This is a genomic window from Pseudomonas idahonensis (genome assembly GCF_037903935.1).
GTDB lineage: Bacteria > Pseudomonadota > Gammaproteobacteria > Pseudomonadales > Pseudomonadaceae > Aquipseudomonas > Aquipseudomonas danubii.
Genome location: NZ_CP149586.1, coordinates 2,914,250 through 2,931,129 on the forward strand (window position 1 = coordinate 2,914,250; position 16,880 = coordinate 2,931,129).

General features: G+C 65.9%; 16 protein-coding genes. 5 read left to right on the forward strand and 11 right to left on the reverse strand.

Annotated features, from left to right (window positions below):
* Positions 1-20: 20 nt before the first annotated feature.
* From WIN67_RS13320 to WIN67_RS13335, 4 genes are all read right to left on the reverse strand, one after another.
* On the reverse strand, positions 21-200 hold the full coding sequence (locus tag WIN67_RS13320) for a type II toxin-antitoxin system HicA family toxin (RefSeq protein ID WP_092315415.1): 180 nt from the start codon (positions 198-200) through the stop codon (positions 21-23).
* Between the two features lie 128 nt (positions 201-328).
* Positions 329-1,750 (reverse strand): efflux transporter outer membrane subunit, encoded by a 1,422-nt coding sequence (locus tag WIN67_RS13325; protein ID WP_339071430.1) that lies wholly within the window; start codon positions 1,748-1,750, stop codon positions 329-331.
* Entirely contained in the window at positions 1,734-2,900 is a 1,167-nt protein-coding gene (locus tag WIN67_RS13330; RefSeq protein WP_339071431.1) for an efflux RND transporter periplasmic adaptor subunit, read from the reverse strand. Before WIN67_RS13330 ends, WIN67_RS13325 begins: the two co-directional genes overlap by 17 nt.
* The gene (locus tag WIN67_RS13335; protein ID WP_339071432.1) at positions 2,890-6,111 is read right to left on the reverse strand and encodes an efflux RND transporter permease subunit; all 3,222 of its coding nucleotides are present in this window, start codon (positions 6,109-6,111) and stop codon (positions 2,890-2,892) included. Before WIN67_RS13335 ends, WIN67_RS13330 begins: the two co-directional genes overlap by 11 nt.
* Before the next feature lie 230 nt (positions 6,112-6,341).
* Here WIN67_RS13335 and WIN67_RS13340 point away from each other — a divergent pair, with 230 nt between their 5' ends.
* The gene (locus WIN67_RS13340; protein ID WP_170004963.1) at positions 6,342-6,752 is read left to right on the forward strand and encodes a hypothetical protein; all 411 of its coding nucleotides are present in this window, start codon (positions 6,342-6,344) and stop codon (positions 6,750-6,752) included.
* 123 nt (positions 6,753-6,875) lie between these two features.
* Positions 6,876-7,892 (forward strand): PDDEXK nuclease domain-containing protein, encoded by a 1,017-nt coding sequence (locus WIN67_RS13345; protein ID WP_213666194.1) that lies wholly within the window; start codon positions 6,876-6,878, stop codon positions 7,890-7,892.
* Between the two features lie 75 nt (positions 7,893-7,967).
* Here WIN67_RS13345 and WIN67_RS13350 read toward each other — a convergent pair whose 3' ends face one another.
* From WIN67_RS13350 to WIN67_RS13375, 6 genes are all read right to left on the reverse strand, one after another.
* Positions 7,968-8,306 carry a YkvA family protein gene (locus WIN67_RS13350; RefSeq protein WP_102864425.1) on the reverse strand — a complete coding sequence of 113 codons (339 nt, stop codon included), beginning with the start codon at positions 8,304-8,306 and terminating at the stop codon, positions 7,968-7,970.
* Between the two features lie 222 nt (positions 8,307-8,528).
* The gene (locus tag WIN67_RS13355; RefSeq protein WP_339071433.1) at positions 8,529-8,948 is read right to left on the reverse strand and encodes a DUF6691 family protein; all 420 of its coding nucleotides are present in this window, start codon (positions 8,946-8,948) and stop codon (positions 8,529-8,531) included.
* The gene (locus WIN67_RS13360; RefSeq protein WP_102880086.1) at positions 8,945-9,385 is read right to left on the reverse strand and encodes a YeeE/YedE family protein; all 441 of its coding nucleotides are present in this window, start codon (positions 9,383-9,385) and stop codon (positions 8,945-8,947) included. Before WIN67_RS13360 ends, WIN67_RS13355 begins: the two co-directional genes overlap by 4 nt.
* A 164-nt stretch (positions 9,386-9,549) precedes the next feature.
* Positions 9,550-10,377, reverse strand: a complete 828-nt coding sequence (locus tag WIN67_RS13365; protein ID WP_339071434.1) for a sulfite exporter TauE/SafE family protein — start codon at positions 10,375-10,377, stop codon at positions 9,550-9,552.
* Positions 10,374-11,651, reverse strand: a complete 1,278-nt coding sequence (locus tag WIN67_RS13370; RefSeq protein WP_273906577.1) for an NAD(P)/FAD-dependent oxidoreductase — start codon at positions 11,649-11,651, stop codon at positions 10,374-10,376. Before WIN67_RS13370 ends, WIN67_RS13365 begins: the two co-directional genes overlap by 4 nt.
* A 30-nt stretch (positions 11,652-11,681) precedes the next feature.
* Positions 11,682-12,566 carry an MBL fold metallo-hydrolase gene (locus WIN67_RS13375; RefSeq protein WP_102879768.1) on the reverse strand — a complete coding sequence of 295 codons (885 nt, stop codon included), beginning with the start codon at positions 12,564-12,566 and terminating at the stop codon, positions 11,682-11,684.
* A 252-nt stretch (positions 12,567-12,818) separates the two neighbouring features.
* Here WIN67_RS13375 and WIN67_RS13380 point away from each other — a divergent pair, with 252 nt between their 5' ends.
* Positions 12,819-14,132 (forward strand): sigma-54 interaction domain-containing protein, encoded by a 1,314-nt coding sequence (locus tag WIN67_RS13380; protein WP_339071435.1) that lies wholly within the window; start codon positions 12,819-12,821, stop codon positions 14,130-14,132.
* A gap of 28 nt (positions 14,133-14,160) precedes the next feature.
* Here WIN67_RS13380 and WIN67_RS13385 read toward each other — a convergent pair whose 3' ends face one another.
* Complete coding sequence (locus WIN67_RS13385; RefSeq protein WP_102879765.1) at positions 14,161-14,703, reverse strand: GNAT family N-acetyltransferase; 543 nt, start codon at positions 14,701-14,703, stop codon at positions 14,161-14,163.
* A 181-nt stretch (positions 14,704-14,884) separates the two neighbouring features.
* On the opposite strand from WIN67_RS13385, the gene WIN67_RS13390 reads away from it, so the two are divergent.
* The gene (locus tag WIN67_RS13390; protein WP_102879764.1) at positions 14,885-16,384 is read left to right on the forward strand and encodes a helix-turn-helix transcriptional regulator; all 1,500 of its coding nucleotides are present in this window, start codon (positions 14,885-14,887) and stop codon (positions 16,382-16,384) included.
* Between the two features lie 136 nt (positions 16,385-16,520).
* Entirely contained in the window at positions 16,521-16,808 is a 288-nt protein-coding gene (locus WIN67_RS13395) for a DUF1652 domain-containing protein (protein WP_060838880.1), read from the forward strand.
* Positions 16,809-16,880: the final 72 nt, after the last annotated feature.

Sequence of the window (16,880 nt, forward strand, 5' to 3'; positions counted from 1 at the left end):
GGAGCGTTGAGCCTGGGTGGTTAGAGCCGGGCTTGTTTCAATATGCTGCTTACCGTTTTGGCCAGTAGATCTTTTTTTGGATGGGGAATGGTGACCAGGCCTGGCTTGGTTGGGTGTTTGAAGTGGTGGTGACTGCCCTTGACCCTGACCAGATACCAACCATCTGCTTCGATCTGGGCGATGAGTTGCCGGCTGTTCACATCGCTTTCAACTCCCTGTCGCGGTGGTGGGTATGATAACTACTTTTTGGCGCTCAACACTATCAGCAACGGTTGGCGACGCATAGGGCGAGGCGGCAAACCTCAAGCTTTTAGCTTGCCGCTTGCCGCTACAAACTTGCCGCTGATTCTCCTCCACCCAACGCCACCAGCAACCCCACACTCGCCTGCAACTCCCTGGTCTGCACCGCCTGCAACCCCCGTTGCGCCTGCAAGGCCGCGGTCTGCGCCGTCACCACATCCAGGTAACTCACCGCCCCGGCCTGATAGCTGTTCATGGCCAAGGTCTGCGTGTGCTGAGCAGCATTCACCGCCGCCTGCTGATCCAGCGCCTCCTGGCGCAAATCCCGCAGTTGCCCCAAGTTATCCTCCACCTCCCGCACCGCCCGCAGCACCTGCCCACGGTAATGCGCGGCTGCTTCTTCGAACTCGGCATGGGCCTGCCGCTCATTGGCGCTCAGCCGCCCGCCATCAAAAATCGGCAGGTTCACCAACGGCCCCAAGGCCCAATAACGATTGCCCGCCGCCAGCAGGTTGCCCACGCCCTGGGTCTGCCCACCGAGCATCCCGGTCAGGCTGAAATCCGGGTACCAGGCGGCGCGGGCGATGCCTATGCCAGCATTGGCGGCGTACACCCGGCGTTCGGCGGCAGCAATGTCCGGCCGGCGTTGCAGCAGGGTGCTGGGCAGTTGCTGGGGAATGTCCGGCAGGCTCAGCAGCCGCGAAGAGGTCGCCAGGCTGAACCGGCTGGCCGGTTCCCCCACCAGTTCGCCAATCGCGTGTTCGGTGAGGTTGCGTTGGGCGCGTACTTCGTCCAGTTCCGCTTCGGCGCTGGCCAGTTGGCTCTGGGCCCGGGTCAGGTCCAGTTCCGAGGCGATCTGCCCTTGATAACGGTCGCGGGTCAGTTGCAAGGCCTGAGCGTAATCCTCCAGGGAGTGGCTGAGGATGCGGCTCTGGGCGTCCAGGCCATTGAGTTGCACATACAGGCTCGCCAGCTGTTTTTGCAGGCTCAGGCGCGCGGCTGCCAGGTCGTCGCCAGAGGCTTGGGCCTGGGCGTCTCCGGCAGCCGCTTGATTGCGGATCCGGCCCCAGAGGTCGAGGTCCAAGCTCAGGGCGAAACCGGCGGTGTTGCTGTTGTAGATCGACGGTTGCGTGCTGCCGCGCAGGGGGCGGTTGTCCGACTGGCGCTGGCGCAGCGGTTGGGCGCTGGCGCTGATCTGCGGGAACAGCCCGGCATGCAGTTGGCTGGCGTAGGCCTGGGCAGCGTCGTAGTGTGCCAGGGCCGCCGCCAGATCCGGGTTGGCCTGGAGCAGGCGTTGTTGCAGGTGATCCAGCTGCGGGGCCTGGTACAGCCGCCACCAGTGCTCGGCGATCCCCTGGGGCGCGGCGGCCGGGTGCCAGGGGCCGTCGGCGTTCTGTTCGCGATACTGCGCCGGCAGGTCGATGGCCGGCACCTGGTAGTGGGGCGCCAGGGAGCAGCCGTGCAGGGCCAGCAACAGCAGGGCGGCGAGGGGCTTAAGCCTTGGGCGCATGTTCGCCTCCCGCGTCCGCCAGTTGCACAAGGTCGCCTTCGCGCAGGGCGTCCGGCGGGTTGTCGATGACCTGATCTGTGGCTTGCAGGCCCTGGTCGATCACCAGCCGTTCCCCCAGGTCCAGGCCAATATGGATGCTGCGCAGGTGCACGCGTTTTGCACTGTCGATCACCGCCACTTGGGTGCCCTGGGCGCGGAAGATCAGGGCGCTGGCGGGGATGCTCACGCCGTGGGTGTCGGCGGGAATCGCCAGGGTTGCTTCGGCATAGTCGCCGGGCATCAGCGCACCGTCGGGGTTGGCGGCGACGAACTGCGCCAGCAGGGTGCCGGAGCGTGGGTCGATGGCGGTGGAGTCGCCCAGCAGTTGCGCGCTGAAGTGCTGGCCGGGATGTTCCGGCACGCTCAACTGCGCCACCAGTCCAGGGCGGATCACGCTGGCGTAGTTCTGCGGAATCGGCACGTAGAGCCGCAGTTTGTGGGTGTCCGCCAGGTCGAACAGCTCCGGGTCGCTGTCGTTGTCGGCCTTGATCAGCTGGCCGATGTCGGTGTGGCGGGCGGTGAGGGTGCCGGCGAAGGGCGCACGAATGGTCTTGTAGTCCTCCAGCGCCGAGAGCCGTGCATAGTCGGCGGCGGCCGCCTCGGCGTTGGCTTTGGCGGCAGCGGCGTTGGAGGTCTTTTCATCGGCTTCCTGGCGCGATACCGAGTGGCTGGCCAGGAGGTGCTGCCAGCGCGCGGCGGTGGTCTGGGCCAGCCGGGCATTGGCTTGCTGCTGGATCATCCGCGCCCGGGCCTGGGCCACTTGCTGGTCCAGGTCGGGGCTGTCGATATGGGCCAGCACCTGTCCGGCGCTGACCTTGGCGCCGATGTCCTGGCTCCAGTCCTTGAGGTAGCCGCTGACCCGGGCGTGGATCGGTGCCTTGCTCCAGGCCTCCAGGTGCGCCGGCAGGCGCAGGGTGTCGCCCAGCACATTCGGTTGTGGTTGCAACACCAGCACTTGCGGCACGGCGGCGGTTTCGGTCCAGGCGGCCACGGCCCGTTCATGCCGGGTGCGCGCGGCCAGGCCGTTGGCTACCAGCAGCGCGGCCAGGCTCAGACTGCCGATGCCCAGCAGCATCAGGCGTTTGCGCGAAGGGGTGTGATCAGGCGACATGGGTGTGTTCTCCAGCAACAGCGGATTGGGGACGACGGCCGTGGACCAGGCTGAAGACCACGGGGACAAAGATCAGGGTGGCCACGGTGGCGAGGAGCAGCCCGCCGATCACCGCGCGGCCCAGTGGGGCGTTCTGTTCCTCGGACAGGGCCAGGGGCAGCATGCCGATGATCATCGCCAGGGCGGTCATGCACACCGGGCGAAAGCGCGTGTAGCCGGCTTCCAGGGCGGCCTTGAGGGCATCGCCGTGTTCCGCCAGGCGCTCACGGCAAAAACTCACCACCAGGATCGAGTTGGCGGTGGCCACCCCCATGCACAGGATGGCCCCGGTCAGGGCCGGCACCGACAGCGAGGTGCCGCTCAAGAACAGCATCCACACGATCCCGGCCAGGGCCGCCGGCAGCGCGGTGATGATCACGAACGGATCGACCCAGGACTGGAAGTTGACCACGATCAGCAGGTAGATCAGCACCACCGCCCCCAGCAGGCCCAGGCTCAGGCCGCTGAAGGCTTCGTGCAGGGCGTCGATCTGCCCGTGCAGGCTGACCGTGGCGCCCTTGGGCCGCAGGGCCGCGGCGTCGTCCAGGACCTTTTGCATGTCGTGGGCCACGGCGCCCAGGTCGCGGCCCTGGACGTTGGCGTACAGGTCCAGAGTCGGCTGGATGTTGTAGTGGCTGACCACCGCCGGGCTCTCGACCCGGGAGATGTCCGCCAGGCCGCCGAGGATCTGCGACTGGCCATTGCTACCGGTCACCGGCAGTGCCTCCAGGGCCGGCAGGCTGTCCAGGCGGTACTGCGGGGTGGCGGCGACGATGGAGTAAGACACGCCGTTCTTCGGGTTGAGCCAGAAGGTCGGCGCCACCTGGGAACTGCCGGCCAAGGACGCCACCATGCTGTTGGTCACGTCGCGCTCGGTGATCCCCAGGCCGTTGGCCCGCAGGCGGTCGACCTTGACCTGCAAGGACGGGTAGCCGGTGGATTGCTGGATGCGCAGGTCGGCGATGCCCGGCACATGTTTGAGGCGCCGTTGCAGTTCCAGGGCGAAGGCGCGGTTGGCCGCGTCATCGGGCCCGGAGATTTTCACGTCCAGCGGGGCCGGGGCGCCGAAGTTGAGGATCTGGCTGCTGATGTCCGCCGGGAGGAAGGCGAACTGGCTGCCGGGGAAGCTTTCCGGCAGGGCTTCACGCAGTTTTTTCACGTAGTCGGCGCTGGGGGCGTGGCCGGGTTTGAGGGTGACCTGGATATCACCGTCCTGGGGCCCGATGGTGCCGCTGTTGCTGTAGGCCATGTCGATGCCGCTCAGGGGGATGCCGATGTTGTCGATGATGCTGTCCAGTTGCTCGGCCGGGATCACTTCGCGAATCCGCGCTTCGATGCGGTCGAAGGCCGCCGCGCTTTCCTCGATCCGCGTGCCCAGGGGCAGGCGCACGTGCAGGGCCAGGGCGCCGGCGTCGGTGGCGGGGAAGAAGTCCTGGCCCAGGCTCGGCAGCAGGGCGAAGGACGCCAGCACACAGACAAGAAAGCCGAGGATGAAGCTCTTGCGCCGGCCCAGGGCCAGGTGCAGCAGGCCGTGGTAGGTGTCGCGCACGTTGGAGAACCGTGCCTCGAAACCCTGCTGGAAGGCCAACAGCCCGCGTACCAGGGTGTTGCGCGGCTTGGCGTGCTGTTCGCCTTCGTGGTGGTTGATGAAGGCATCTTCCGGGTGATGCCCGGGGCCGGCTTCTGGCGTGTGCGGCTTGAGCAGGTACATGGCCAGGGTCGGCACCAGGGTCCGCGAGAGGATGAACGAGCTGGCCATGGCGAAGATCACCGCCAGGGCCATGGGCCGGAACAGGTAGCCGGCGATGCCCTGCAACAGGAACATCGGCACGAAGACGATGCAGATGCACAGCAGCGAGACAAAGGCCGGGCCGACAATCTGCCTGGCGCCGTCGAGGATCGCCTGCTTGACCGCCTTGCCCTGTTCCAGGTGCCAGTTGATGTTCTCGATGGTCACGGTGGCATCGTCCACCAGAATCCCCACCGCCAGGGCCAGGCCGCCCAGGGTCATGACGTTGAGGGTCTGGCCGCTGGCCGCCAGCAGGGCAATGGCCGAGAGTACCGCCAGGGGAATCGAGGCGGCGATGATCAGTGTTGAGCGCCAGCTGCCGAGGAACAGCAGGATCATCGCGCTGGTCAGCAGGGCGGCGATGATGCCTTCCCGGGCCACGCTGCCCACCGACTGCTTGACGAACACCGAGGCATCCCCCAGCAGCGAAGTCTTCAGCGCCGGCGGCAGGGTTTCGTTGATGCGCGGCAGCATCTGGCGGATGCCATCGACGATCGACAGGGTGGAGATATTGCCGTTCTTCAGCGCCGGCATCAGCACCGCGCGGCGTCCGTCGACCCGCACGATATTGGTCTGCGGCGGCGAGCCGTCGCGCACGTGGGCCACCTGGCCGATGGTGATCAGGGCGCCGTCCACGGTCTTGATCGGCAGGTCGTTGAGCTCTTCGATGGCGGTGGGGCTGTTGTTCAGCAGCACCGTGTATTCATCGCGGCCGAGCTTGGCGGTGCCCACCGGGATGATCTGGTTCTGCGCCGCCAGGGCATTGCCCACGTCCTGGGCCGACAGGCCTTTGGCGGCCAGGGCCTGCGGGTCCAGGTCGAGGGTGATCTGCCGTTGCTTGCCGCCCATGGGCGTGGGCATGGCCAGCCCCGGCAGGGCGCTCAGGGGCAGGCGGATGTTGTTCTGTACCAGGTCGCGGATCTTCGCCTCCGACAGGGTCGGGCTGGAGAAGGCCATTTGCAGGATCGGCACCGTCGAGGCGCTGTAGTTGAGGATCAGCGGCGGGGTGATGCCCGGTGGCATCTGCTTGAGCACGGTTTGTGACACCGCCGTCACCTGGGCGTTGGCGGTGCGGATATCCACTCCGGGCTGGAAGAAGATCTTGACGATGCCCATGCCCGGCAGCGACTGCGACTCGATGTGCTGGATGTCATTGACCGTGGTGCTCAGGGAGCGCTCGTAGGTGTAGATCACCCGCCCGGCCATGGCGTCCGGCGACAGGCCGTTGTATTGCCAGACCACCGCCACCACCGGGATGCCGATATCGGGGAACACGTCGGTGGGGGTACGCAGGGCCGCCAGGGGCCCGATGATGCAGATGAATATCGCCAGCACGATGAACGTGTAGGGCTTGAGCAGTGCGGTCTTGACCAGCCCGAGCATGCCGAAAACCTCCGAGGGAGTGGGATTGCAAACCTCGGCAGCCTGCAGCGACCCACCTAACACGCGGCTTTCAGCCAGGTGAAGGAAGTTTTAGGTAAGGCCTGAAATTCCTTTCACTGGGATTCATTTGTACTCGTACCGACGCCTCGACACCCTTGATGGGCATCGACGCAGTCGGTTGTCCTGGACTGGCGTCGCACTCATTTCTGTTATTGGCGAGGTACGTTTTCATGACACTCAAACCGCTGTTGCTGATTCCCGTCCTGGGGCTTGCCTGCTTGCTCAGCGCCTGCGCCGGGCCGATGCCCCAGCCCGACCCCAGCCAGGCCTGGATTGGCCTGCAGGAAGAGGCGCCCAACGACCTGATGGCCGAACGGGTGGACGGGAAGAAGGTCGACGATGGGCGTTATTTTGAGGTCAAGCCCGGCGCCCATCGCCTGGACGTGACCTTGTTTGAAGAGAGCGTCGGCGACTCCAATCAGCAAGACTGCAATGGCCATATCAGCTATAGCGGCTTCAAGGCCGGTGAACACTACAAACTGGTGGAGTCGAGCCTGGGGACCGAGGTGTCGGTTCGCTTGTATGACGCCAAGGGCAAGCAGGTGGCCAGCACCCATGGCTTTGCCTGCATGCCAGGCTGACGGGGCGGTTTGCGTCACTGAAACAAGGACGTTTCGCTCAAGCTAAAGAGACGGGGCCGACTATAGCGGCACGGTGAGCCGGGTGATGATGGAGGCCTTTATCCAGGCAACCGGGCGTTCGTCATGAAGCAAGAGGCGCAAGCGGCCGTCACCTCCACCGAGGTGGCATTCAATGAAGTGGCTCTAATGATCACCGCCGCACGGCAGCGGGCGGTGCGGGCGGTGAACACTGAACTGGTGGAGCTGTACTGGCAGGTCGGCGCCTATATCAGCCGCAAGCTCGAGGCGGCGGAATGGGGCGATGGCGTGGTCCAGCAATTGGCGGATTACCTGGCGCGGCAGCAGCCGGGGCTACGGGGGTTTACCCGGCGTAACCTGTTCCGCATGCGTCAATTCTATGAGGTCTATCGAGGGCAGGAGAAAGTGTCAGCAGTGCTGACACAATTACCCTGGACCCAGAACCTGATCATTCTTGCGCAAGGTAAATGCGCTCAAGAGCGCGAGTTTTACCTGCGCATGGCCATTCAGGAACAGTGGTCGACCCGAGAACTGGAACGACAGATCAAGTCCGCCCTGTTCGAACGCACGCTGACCCGCCCGGCAAGCGCCTCGGCTACCTTGAGACAGGCCCGTCCCGAGGCCCTGAAGGTCTTCAAGGATGCCTACATGGTGGAGTTTCTCGGCCTGGCCCAGGGGCATGATGAAGCCGATCTGCACCAGGGGCTGGTGCGCCAGCTCAAGGATTTTCTGATCGAGATGGGGCGCGACTTCTGCTTTGTCGCTTCTGGCTATCCCCTGCAGGTCGGCGGGCGCGATTTTGCCCTGGATCTGCTGCTGTTCCATCGTGGGTTGAATTGCCTGGTGGCCGTTGAACTCAAGGTCGGGCGCTTCGAACCGGAGTACCTGGGCAAGCTGGACTTCTACCTGGAGGCCCTGGACCGCCAGGTGCGCAAACCCCATGAAAACCCGGCGCTGGGCGTGTTGCTCTGTGCGAGCAAGCATGACGAGGTGGTGGAATATGCCCTCAACCGTTCACTGTCGCCGGCGTTGATCGCCGAGTACCGGACCCAACTGCCGGACAAGAAGCTGCTGCAGGCCAAGCTGCAGGAGTTTTATGCCCTGGACACCCAGACGCGGTGAGTCGAACGGCCATTGTGTCCGGGGTTCTGCACCGCCTTGCTGAGTCCTATGCGCACCCTGGCGCCGACCTTCGGCTCATTCCGGCTCACTGCCGAACCAGTCCGCCAGGCGTGCGCTGGCTTGTTCCCGGACCTCGGCGTTGATATGCGCAGCCACAGCCACCACTGAACCGGCCAGCAGCCCAAGGTCATCGGTGTATCCGGCCCCGGGAAGCAGGTCGGGGACCATGTCCAGCGGCAGTATGAAGTAACCCAGGGCAGCGTAGATGGTGGTCTTGGCCCAGATCGGGGTTTGTGGTCGTTGCGCGGCGTAGTAGAGCCACAGGGCTTTTTGGATCAAGGTCCGGCCGATGCGCGAGGCGTAGCGGCCGATCTTGCGCCAGAGACAGAGTTCAAGGGATTGGGTGGTGGACATGGCGCACTCCTGGGAGATACAGGTCCTGGCCATCGTCGCCGCCCGCGCCCCTGACCGGCAGAGGCCAATATTTCCCTGGCCGTTTCCCAGGCAGGAGCAGGCTTGCCGACGAAGAGGCCGATGACGGCGTCATCAATCCTCTGTCAGGTCAGCGGTGCCAGCGAGAGCCTGCGCTGGCAAGACCGCTCCTGCGCAGGGGCGGTGTATGCGTGGGTGTGCGCTTCAGCCGCGTTGGCGGGCCTCCAGGCGCTGGAACAGCAACATGCCCAGGAGCATCGCCAGGACGAACACCCAGGCTTGCCAGTGCCCGCCCGGCAACAGCACCAGGGCCGGCCCCGGGCAGATCCCGGCGATGCCCCAGCCGACGCCGAACAGCAGGCTGCCACCGATCAGGCGCCGATCGATATTGCGCTTGGCGGGAATCTGCATGGGCGCCCCGAGCAGCGAGCGCGAGCGGCCCATGGCCCAATGGAAGGGCCACCAGGCCGCCGCGATGGCGCCGAGCATCACCAGCGCCAGTGACGGGTCCCAGGTGCCCGCCAGATCGAGAAAGCCCAGGACCTTGGCCGGGTTGGCCATACCCGCCAGCAACAGGCCGATGCCGAACAGCAGGCCGGCGACAAAAGCGCTGAGTTTTCTCATGGCAGCAGCCCCAGTCCGTGGCGCAGCACCCAGACCGTGGCGAAGCCGGTGCCCATGAAGCACAGGGTGGCGATGATCGAGCGTGGCGACAGTCGGGAAATACCGCAGACCCCGTGGCCGCTGGTGCAACCGGCGCCGTAGCGGGTACCGATGCCCACCAGCAGGCCGGCGCTGATAAGGCCGAGCAGGCCGCCCTGGAACTCGGCGACGGGCAGGGCGTGAAACAGACCCCAGAGCAGCGGCGCCAGCAGCAGCCCGAGGATGAACAGGGCTTTCTCGCCCCAGCCGTCGCTGCCCGGTTGCAGCAGGCTGCCGAGCAGGCCGCTGATTCCGGCGATGCGCCCGTTGGCGACGATCAACAGCCCGGCCGCCAGGCCGATCAACGCGCCTCCGGCCAGGGCCGAGCCCGGGGTGAAATGTGCGGCGTCAAAGAGCATATCGATTTCCTCTGCATGGCCCATGCTGGTGCAGGGGTCGGTCATGGCTCAGGCATTTCCACCGCGCAACCGCAGCGTCGGTGCGTACGCCTGCGCTGGCAAGCCAGTGCCCATGGGGGATCTGTACCCGCTGTTGCAGGAGTCGGCTTGCCGGCGAAAGGGCCTCAATGGGACAGCCAACCCAAGGCCCCGCCCGCCAGCAGCAGCGCCGCCAGCATGCCGGTGATGGCAAACAGTTGTTGCAGGCGCGGGCCGGCCAGGTGGCTGGCCACTTGTCGTCCCAGTACCAGTCCCACCACCGCACCCAGGGCAAAGGGCGCACCCACGGCCCAGTGCATCACGCCGCTGAGGCTGGCGGTCACCACGCTGCCCAGGGACACCAGGGCAATCACCGCCAAAGAGGTGGCGACGATGCTCTTGCTGTCCAGGTTGGTGTAGCGGCTCAGGGCCGGGATGATCACGAAGCCGCCGCCGACGCCGAGCAACCCCGACAGCAGGCCCGAGAGCATGCCGGTGAAGGTCAGTGCCCGGGCGCAGGGCAGGGTCCAGCGCAAACGGCCCTGGGCCGGGTTGAGCACGCAGGGCAGGAACGCCGTGCGTGGCGCGACCTGGCCCTGTTTCAATTCCAGGCTGGCCTTGCGCAGGATGCGTCCGCAGGCGTACAGCAGCACCAGGGAAAACAGCAGGGCCAGGGGCAGGTTGGGCAGGCGGTGGGCCAGCCACAGCCCCAGCGGCGCCATGAGAATGCCAATGCTGGCGACAAACCCCGCCGCACGGTAGCGCACGATGCCCTGGCGCAGACCCAGCACCGCGCCGACGCTGGCGGCCAAGCCCACCGCCAGCAGGCCGATAGGGGCGGCCTCGACCATGCTCAAACCCAGGCCGAACACCAGCAGTGGCACCGCGAGGATGCCGCCGCCGGCTCCAGTCAGCGCCAGGATCGCGCCAATGACCGCCCCCAGCCCAGCGCCCAAAAGACTGTGTTCATTCATGTCTTCGGGGTGTCCGTGGCCAGGGTCGGTTGTGCCAGCCATTCATGGCCCTTGAGCATGCCGCGCCAGTACAGCGGCGGCAGGATTCGTTCCTTCAGCCACCAGGCACGACGGGTCGGCTGGCGGCCGTCCAGCAGCCAGCGCGGGAAGCTCGGCGCCAGCTTGCCGCCGTAGGTGAATTCGGCGAGGACGATCTTGCCCCGTTCCACGGTCAGCGGGCAGGAGCCGTAGCCGTCGTACTCGGCCAGCCGGGTCAGGCGCTTGAGGGCCACCAGCACGTTGTTGGCCACCACTGGTGCCTGCTTGCGTGCCGCCGCGGCGGTCTTGGCATTGCTGGTGTTGGTGGCATCGCCCAGGCCGTGGACATTGATGAAGCGCTTGTGGCGCAGGCTATGGGGATCGACATCGACCCAGCCAGCGGCGTCGGCCAGGGGGCTTTGGCGGATAAAGTCCGGGGCGCATTGCGGCGGCACCACATGCAGCAGGTCGAAGGCACGCTCAAGGGTTTCCTGGCGGCCGTCGGCCAGGGTGCGCACGAAGGTTGCGCGCTGGGCCGGGCCGTTCACCGCCACCAGGTTGTGGCCGAAATCCAGTTCGATGCCGTACTTCTTCACGTATTCCATCAGCGCCGGCACATAGTCGGCGACGCCGAACAGCACGCCGCCGGCATTCAGGAAGCGCGGCTTGATCGACCCCAGGCGGCCGTTGCGCCGCCAGTGGTCGCAGGACAGGTACATGGCTTTCTGCGGCGCCCCGGCGCACTTGATCGGCATTGGCGGCTGGCTGAATAGCGCCTCGCCCTGTTGCAACTGCTGCACCTGTTGCCAGGTGTAGGGCGCCAGGTCGTAGCGGTAGTTGGAGGTCACGCCGTGGTTGCCCAGGGCCTGGGGCAGGCCGTCGATGGCCGCCCAGTCGAGCTTGAGCCCGGGGCACACCACCAGTTGGTCGTAGCCCAGCACGCGGCCGTCGTCCAGCACCAGGGCATTGTTGCCTGGTTCGAACAGGCTGACGGCGTGCTGCAGCCACTTGACGCCCTTGGGCATCAGCGCGGCCATGCTGCGTTCGGTGGACTGGGCGCTGAACACCCCGGCACCCACCAGGGTCCAACCGGGTTGATAGTAGTGGCTGCTGGCCGGGTCGATGATCGCCACGTCCAGGTGTGGATCGCGGGACATGAGGCTGGCGGCGACGGCAATGCCAGCGGCACCGCCACCGACGATCAGCACCTGATGGCTGCCGTCGACGGCGCGCAGGGCCGGGTTGAAGGGACGCATGGCAAGTTCTCCGTGTGGAGTCAGTAATCGTTATAGGGTGTTCAGGGGAATCTTCAGGTAGCTCACGCCGTTGTCTTCGGGCTCGGGGAAGTGCCCGCTGCGCATGTTGACCTGCACCGAAGGCAGGATCAGCACCGGCATGTCCAGGGTTGCGTCGCGGGCTTCGCGCATCTTCACGAAACTGTCTTCGTCGACGCCCTGATGGATGTGAATGTTGTTGGCGCGCTGCTCGGCAACGGTGGTCATGTATTGCAGTTCGCGGCCGTTGGGCAGGTAGTCGTGGCACATGAACAGCCGGGTCTCTGGGGGCAGGGCGAGGATCTTGCCGATGGAACGGTACAGGGTCCGCGCATCAGCCCCGGGGAAGTCGCAGCGGGCGGTGCCGTAGTCGGGCATGAACAGGGTGTCGCCGACAAAGGCCACGCACTCGTCGCCCACCTGCACCAGGTAGGTCATGCAGGCCGGGGTGTGTCCCGGAGTGTGCAGCGCCCGGGCGCTGAGGCCGCCGATGGCGAACTCGGCGCCGTCTTCGAGCAGCACGTCGAACTGGCTGCCGTCCCGGGCAAAGGCCGGGGCTTCGTTGAACAGCGCACCGAAGACTTTCTGCACCCGGGTGATCTGATTGCCGATGGCCACTTGGGCCCCGAGCTGATCCTTGAGGTAGGCGGCAGCGGACAGGTGGTCGGCGTGCACGTGGGTTTCCAGAATCCAGTCGACCCGGGCGTCCAGCTCGCGCACCCGGGCGATCAGGCGGTCGGCGGACTCGGTGCGGGTGCGGCCGGATTTCGGGTCATAGTCCAGCACGCTGTCGATCAGCGCGCAGCGGCGGCTGGCCTGGTCCATCACCAGGTAGCTGATGGTCCAGGTGTGAGGGTCGAAAAAGGCTTCTACACGCAGCGTGTCGCTGATGATCATGGGGCACTCCAGGCAATGAAGGTGAGGGCAGTCTGCGCTGTCGCTCGTCCCTTGGACTGTCAATAAACGTGCCAACCTCGAGCACCCGGATTGGCCACCTGTTCATTGAAGTAGAAGGCCGCAGAGGCTGCCACCAGGTGTTTTTCGAGGCGACTGCCAGCGTCATCTGGCAGTGATATGGCAGTTTGTGACAGAAAATGGCAGAAGGCCGCGGCGTGCTTTAAGCTGCCGCCACTGCCCCGGAGTTGCCTCATGTCCCTGATCGCCACCGACCGTGCCCCGCCGTCCATGTCTGCCCTGGTGTCCTACCTCGAACACGACCCGCAACCGACCATCGTGCTCGACACCGACTACAACATCATCGCCGCCAACACCGCCTACCAGCGCCAGTTCGGCGTGGCCGGCAAGCCCCACGTCGGCGCCAAGTGCTATCGCGTGTCTCACCAGTTCGCCGTGCCCTGCGACCAGGCCGGGGAGCATTGCCCGATGCGCAAGGCCCATGACAGCCGGGTGCCGGAGCGCATGCTGCACATTCATCACACACCTCGCGGCCCCGAGCATGTGGATGTGGAGTTGCGGCCTATCATTGGCGAGGCCGGCACCGTGGTGGCCTATGTCGAACGCCTGAGCTCAGTGGCGGTGGCGTCGGTGCAGCCCCAGCAGAAGGGCCTGGTGGGCCGCTCGCCAGCCTTCAACGAAGCCTTGAGCGCCTTGCAGCGGGCGGCCCCGGCGCCGATTCCGGTGTTGCTGCAGGGTGAGTCCGGCACCGGCAAGGAACTCTTTGCCCGTGCCCTGCACGATGGCAGCCCCCGGGCCAGCGGGCCGCTGGTGGTGGTGGACTGCACCGGGCTCACCGAAAGCCTGCTGGAAAGCGAATTGTTCGGCTATGAAAAGGGCGCCTTTACCGGCGCCCTGCAACGCAAGATCGGCCTGGCGGAAGCGGCCCACGGCGGCACCCTGTTTCTCGACGAAATCGGCGAGGTGCCCCTGGCCATGCAGGTCAAGCTGCTGCGCCTGATCGAGTCCGGCAGCTTCCGCCCGGTGGGCAGCCTGCGCACCGTGCATTCGGACTTCCGCCTGGTGGCGGCGACCCACAAGCCGCTCAAGGAAATGGTCGCCGCTGGCACCTTTCGCCAGGACCTGTACTACCGCATCAGCGCCTTCCCGATCCGCCTGCCGGCCCTGCGCGAACGCAGCGACGACCTGCCGCTGCTGATCGACAGCCTGCTGCGCCGCCTCGATCCCGGTGTGGTGCCGCGGGTCGATCCCCAGGCTCTTGAGCAACTGCGCTTGTACACCTACCCAGGGAACATCCGCGAGCTGCGCAACATCCTCGAACGGGCGCGGTTGTTCAGTGATGACGGGGTGATCCGCCCGCAGGACCTGCCGGCAGAACTGCGCAGCCCACAGGCACCGGTCCCGGTGACCCGCCGTCGCACCGGCAAGGACCTGGAACAGCTGGCCCATGCCCTGGAAGTGTTCGACGGCTCGCGCAGCGAGTTGGCCAAGACCCTGGGCCTGAGCGAGCGAACCCTGTACCGGCGGCTCAAGGCCCTGGGCTTGTAGTGGCGCGCAGAGCGCGGGGAAGGCAGCCTCAGCCCTGGGCGGAGTGCTCCTTGAGGGGCAGGTCGCAGGCCATGACCCACATGCCGATCTGCTCCAGATCGGTGCTGAACGGCACCTCGTCGACTTGGCGCAGGCCGGCGCTTTCATAAAAGCGCCGGGCGCCGCTGTTGCTCTTGAGCACGTCCAGCCACAGGCAGGATTCCCCGGCGGCGCTGGCCCGTTGCAACACGTGTTCGAGCAGGCGCCGGCCATGACCCTGGCCGGCCTGGGACTTGAGCAGGTAGATCTTCTGCAGTTCGGCCCCGAGCCGGCCGCTGCCCGGCGTCGGGCGGGCCCAGTTGAGCTTGGCAAAGCCGATGGGCTGGTGCTGCGGGTCCAGGGCCAGCAGCCACAGGTGCCGGTCCCGGGCCGCTACGGACGCTTCGAGGTTGGCGGGAGAGAAGTCCTGGTCGAGAAACTGCTGCATGCCGTCAGTCGTCCAGATCGCCGCGAAGTGTTCGCGGTAGGTGGCGCAGCCTATGGCCTGCAGGGCATCGATATCGCGGCTGTCGGCTTCACGGATGGTGATCATGCTTCACTCCTTGAGGGCGGTCGGACCGGGCGCAGCAGCTTAACCCTTGGCGCGAGGAGGCTCCAGTGCGCCGCGGTGAAGGTGCAGGGCACGATGGCGAGCGGTCGTGGTCGTAGTGTTCAGCCCCTTTTTTGCGGCGCGCAGCCTGTCCGCTGTGGCGCCGGTTCTGACTGGAGATGCCATGAGCCAGGCCGTACTTGCTACCGAAACCAATCGCCGCCAGTTGCAGCAGATCATCGCCGGTCTGTCCGACGGGGTGATCCTGATCGAGACCGACAAGGCCCGCAGCCTGCTCTGGGCCAATGAAGCGGCGCTGGCCATGCATGGCGTCGGCGAGGTCGGCGAGCTGGGGGCCAATGTCCGCGAGTACGCCCGGCGCTATGCCTTGCGCTATCGCAACAATCACCCCCTGGCCCTGGAGGCCTATCCCATCAATCGGGTGGCCGCCGGTGAAACCTTCAGCGACGTGGTGGTGGAAGTGCAGGCCGAGATCGACGGCGAACCGCGGCACTGGGTGCACCGGGTGCGCAGCATGATCCTCACTGATCGCAGCGGCGCGCCGGAATCCCTGGTGCTGATCCTCAGCGATGCCAGCGACTGGGCCAGCGCTGAACAGCGCTTTGAAAAGACCTTCAACGCCAACCCGGCGCCAGCGGTGATCTGCCGCCTCAGCGACTTGCGCTACATCAAGGTCAACCAGGGCTTCCTGGAAATGACCGGCTATGCCCGGGACCAGGTGATCGGCCGCTCGGTGTACGAGCTGGATGTGCTGGAGGACGCCGAGCACAAGGACCTGGCCATCGAGCGCCTGGGGCAGGGCGCGACCATTCCGCAGATGCAGGCCGAGCTGCGCCTGCCCGACGGTGGCAGCAAGCTGGTGATCGTCGCCGGCCAGCCCCTGGACATCAACGACGAGGATTGCATGCTGTTTTCCTTCATGGACCTGGAGCCGCGGCGCAAGATCGAGATTGCCCTGCGCCAGAGCGAGGAACGCTTTGCCAAGTCGTTCCGCCTGACCCCGGTGCCGACCCTGGTGTGCAGCGCCGAGCAACAGATCGTCGACGTCAACGAGGCCTTTCTCAATACCTGCGGCTACAGCAGCGAAGAGCTGCTGGGCAAGAACGTCGGCGCCATCGGGTTCATCGCCGAAGCTGCGGCGGCCAGCCAACTGTTCAGTCAACTGGAGAAGGCCGGCAACGTCGATGGCCTGGACCTCAAGGTGCGCCAGAAGAACGCCGGGCTGATCGATTGCGTGGCCTACGCCGACACCGTGCTCATCCAGGACAGCCCCTGTTACCTGCTGGTGCTGATGGACATCACTGAGCGCAAGCGCTCCGAACTGGAGCTGGTGGGCGCCATCGAAGAAGTGATGCGCGACGCCTCCTGGTTCAGCCGAACCCTGATCGAAAAGCTGGCCAACGTGAGAAGCCCCAAGGCCCGGGACACGCCTGGGGTGTCCTCTGCCGACCTGACGGCCCGCGAGCGGGAAGTGCTGGGGTTGATCTATCAGGGATTGGCAGACAAAGAGATTGCCGCCCAGTTGAAGCTGGCGCCCAACACCGTGCGCAACCATGTCGCCACTCTGTATTCCAAGCTCGGGGTGCACAGCCGGGGCGAAGCCATCGTCTGGGCCCGGGAGCGCGGGCTGTTCGTCGGCACGGTCGGCAGTCGGGGACGCTGAACTGGTGCATATGCACCAGGGCAACCCGTGCAAATGCGCCTTCTTTGCGTGGTGGGTGTTTTCTACCCTTGGAGCTGCCACAGCTCCGGTCAATGGGGCTGTGGCAGAGCACAACCACAGCACAAGGACAGCCCGCATGGGTGATGAACAGAGCAAGGGCACCGTGACCGATCAGGCACCGGCGGTGCTCACCCAGGCCCAATGGCGCGCCTGTATCGAACAGCGCCTAGCGCCCCTGGCCTGCAGTTTCAGCCATGCCGGCGACGGCACCCTGACCCTGCGGGTGTTCGAGCCCGACAGCGGCCGGGTCGATCTGGTGGTCAGCGGGTTGCGCATCAAGTCCCTGCAGAGCGAGGCCGACGTATTGCGGCTCATTGACGAGTTGCTCTACGAGCTGGACAGCAACTCCCTGGGCCACCTGTAGCCGCTGCCGAAGGCTGCGAACGCTCTGGGCGGCACTCCGTCGCAGGAGGTGCTGCTTTTGAGGTCGCTGAAG

Coding starts and splice junctions, on each gene's coding strand:
- WIN67_RS13325 (WP_339071430.1), bottom strand. CDS start 1,750: ATGCGCCCAAGGCTTAAGCCCCTCGCCGCCCTGCTGTTGCTGGCCCTG.
- WIN67_RS13330 (WP_339071431.1), bottom strand. CDS start 2,900: ATGTCGCCTGATCACACCCCTTCGCGCAAACGCCTGATGCTGCTGGGC.
- WIN67_RS13335 (WP_339071432.1), bottom strand. CDS start 6,111: ATGCTCGGGCTGGTCAAGACCGCACTGCTCAAGCCCTACACGTTCATC.
- WIN67_RS13340 (WP_170004963.1), top strand. CDS start 6,342: ATGACACTCAAACCGCTGTTGCTGATTCCCGTCCTGGGGCTTGCCTGC.
- WIN67_RS13345 (WP_213666194.1), top strand. CDS start 6,876: ATGAAGCAAGAGGCGCAAGCGGCCGTCACCTCCACCGAGGTGGCATTC.
- WIN67_RS13350 (WP_102864425.1), bottom strand. CDS start 8,306: ATGTCCACCACCCAATCCCTTGAACTCTGTCTCTGGCGCAAGATCGGC.
- WIN67_RS13355 (WP_339071433.1), bottom strand. CDS start 8,948: ATGAGAAAACTCAGCGCTTTTGTCGCCGGCCTGCTGTTCGGCATCGGC.
- WIN67_RS13360 (WP_102880086.1), bottom strand. CDS start 9,385: ATGCTCTTTGACGCCGCACATTTCACCCCGGGCTCGGCCCTGGCCGGA.
- WIN67_RS13365 (WP_339071434.1), bottom strand. CDS start 10,377: ATGAATGAACACAGTCTTTTGGGCGCTGGGCTGGGGGCGGTCATTGGC.
- WIN67_RS13370 (WP_273906577.1), bottom strand. CDS start 11,651: ATGCGTCCCTTCAACCCGGCCCTGCGCGCCGTCGACGGCAGCCATCAG.
- WIN67_RS13375 (WP_102879768.1), bottom strand. CDS start 12,566: ATGATCATCAGCGACACGCTGCGTGTAGAAGCCTTTTTCGACCCTCAC.
- WIN67_RS13380 (WP_339071435.1), top strand. CDS start 12,819: ATGTCCCTGATCGCCACCGACCGTGCCCCGCCGTCCATGTCTGCCCTG.
- WIN67_RS13385 (WP_102879765.1), bottom strand. CDS start 14,703: ATGATCACCATCCGTGAAGCCGACAGCCGCGATATCGATGCCCTGCAG.
- WIN67_RS13390 (WP_102879764.1), top strand. CDS start 14,885: ATGAGCCAGGCCGTACTTGCTACCGAAACCAATCGCCGCCAGTTGCAG.
- WIN67_RS13395 (WP_060838880.1), top strand. CDS start 16,521: ATGGGTGATGAACAGAGCAAGGGCACCGTGACCGATCAGGCACCGGCG.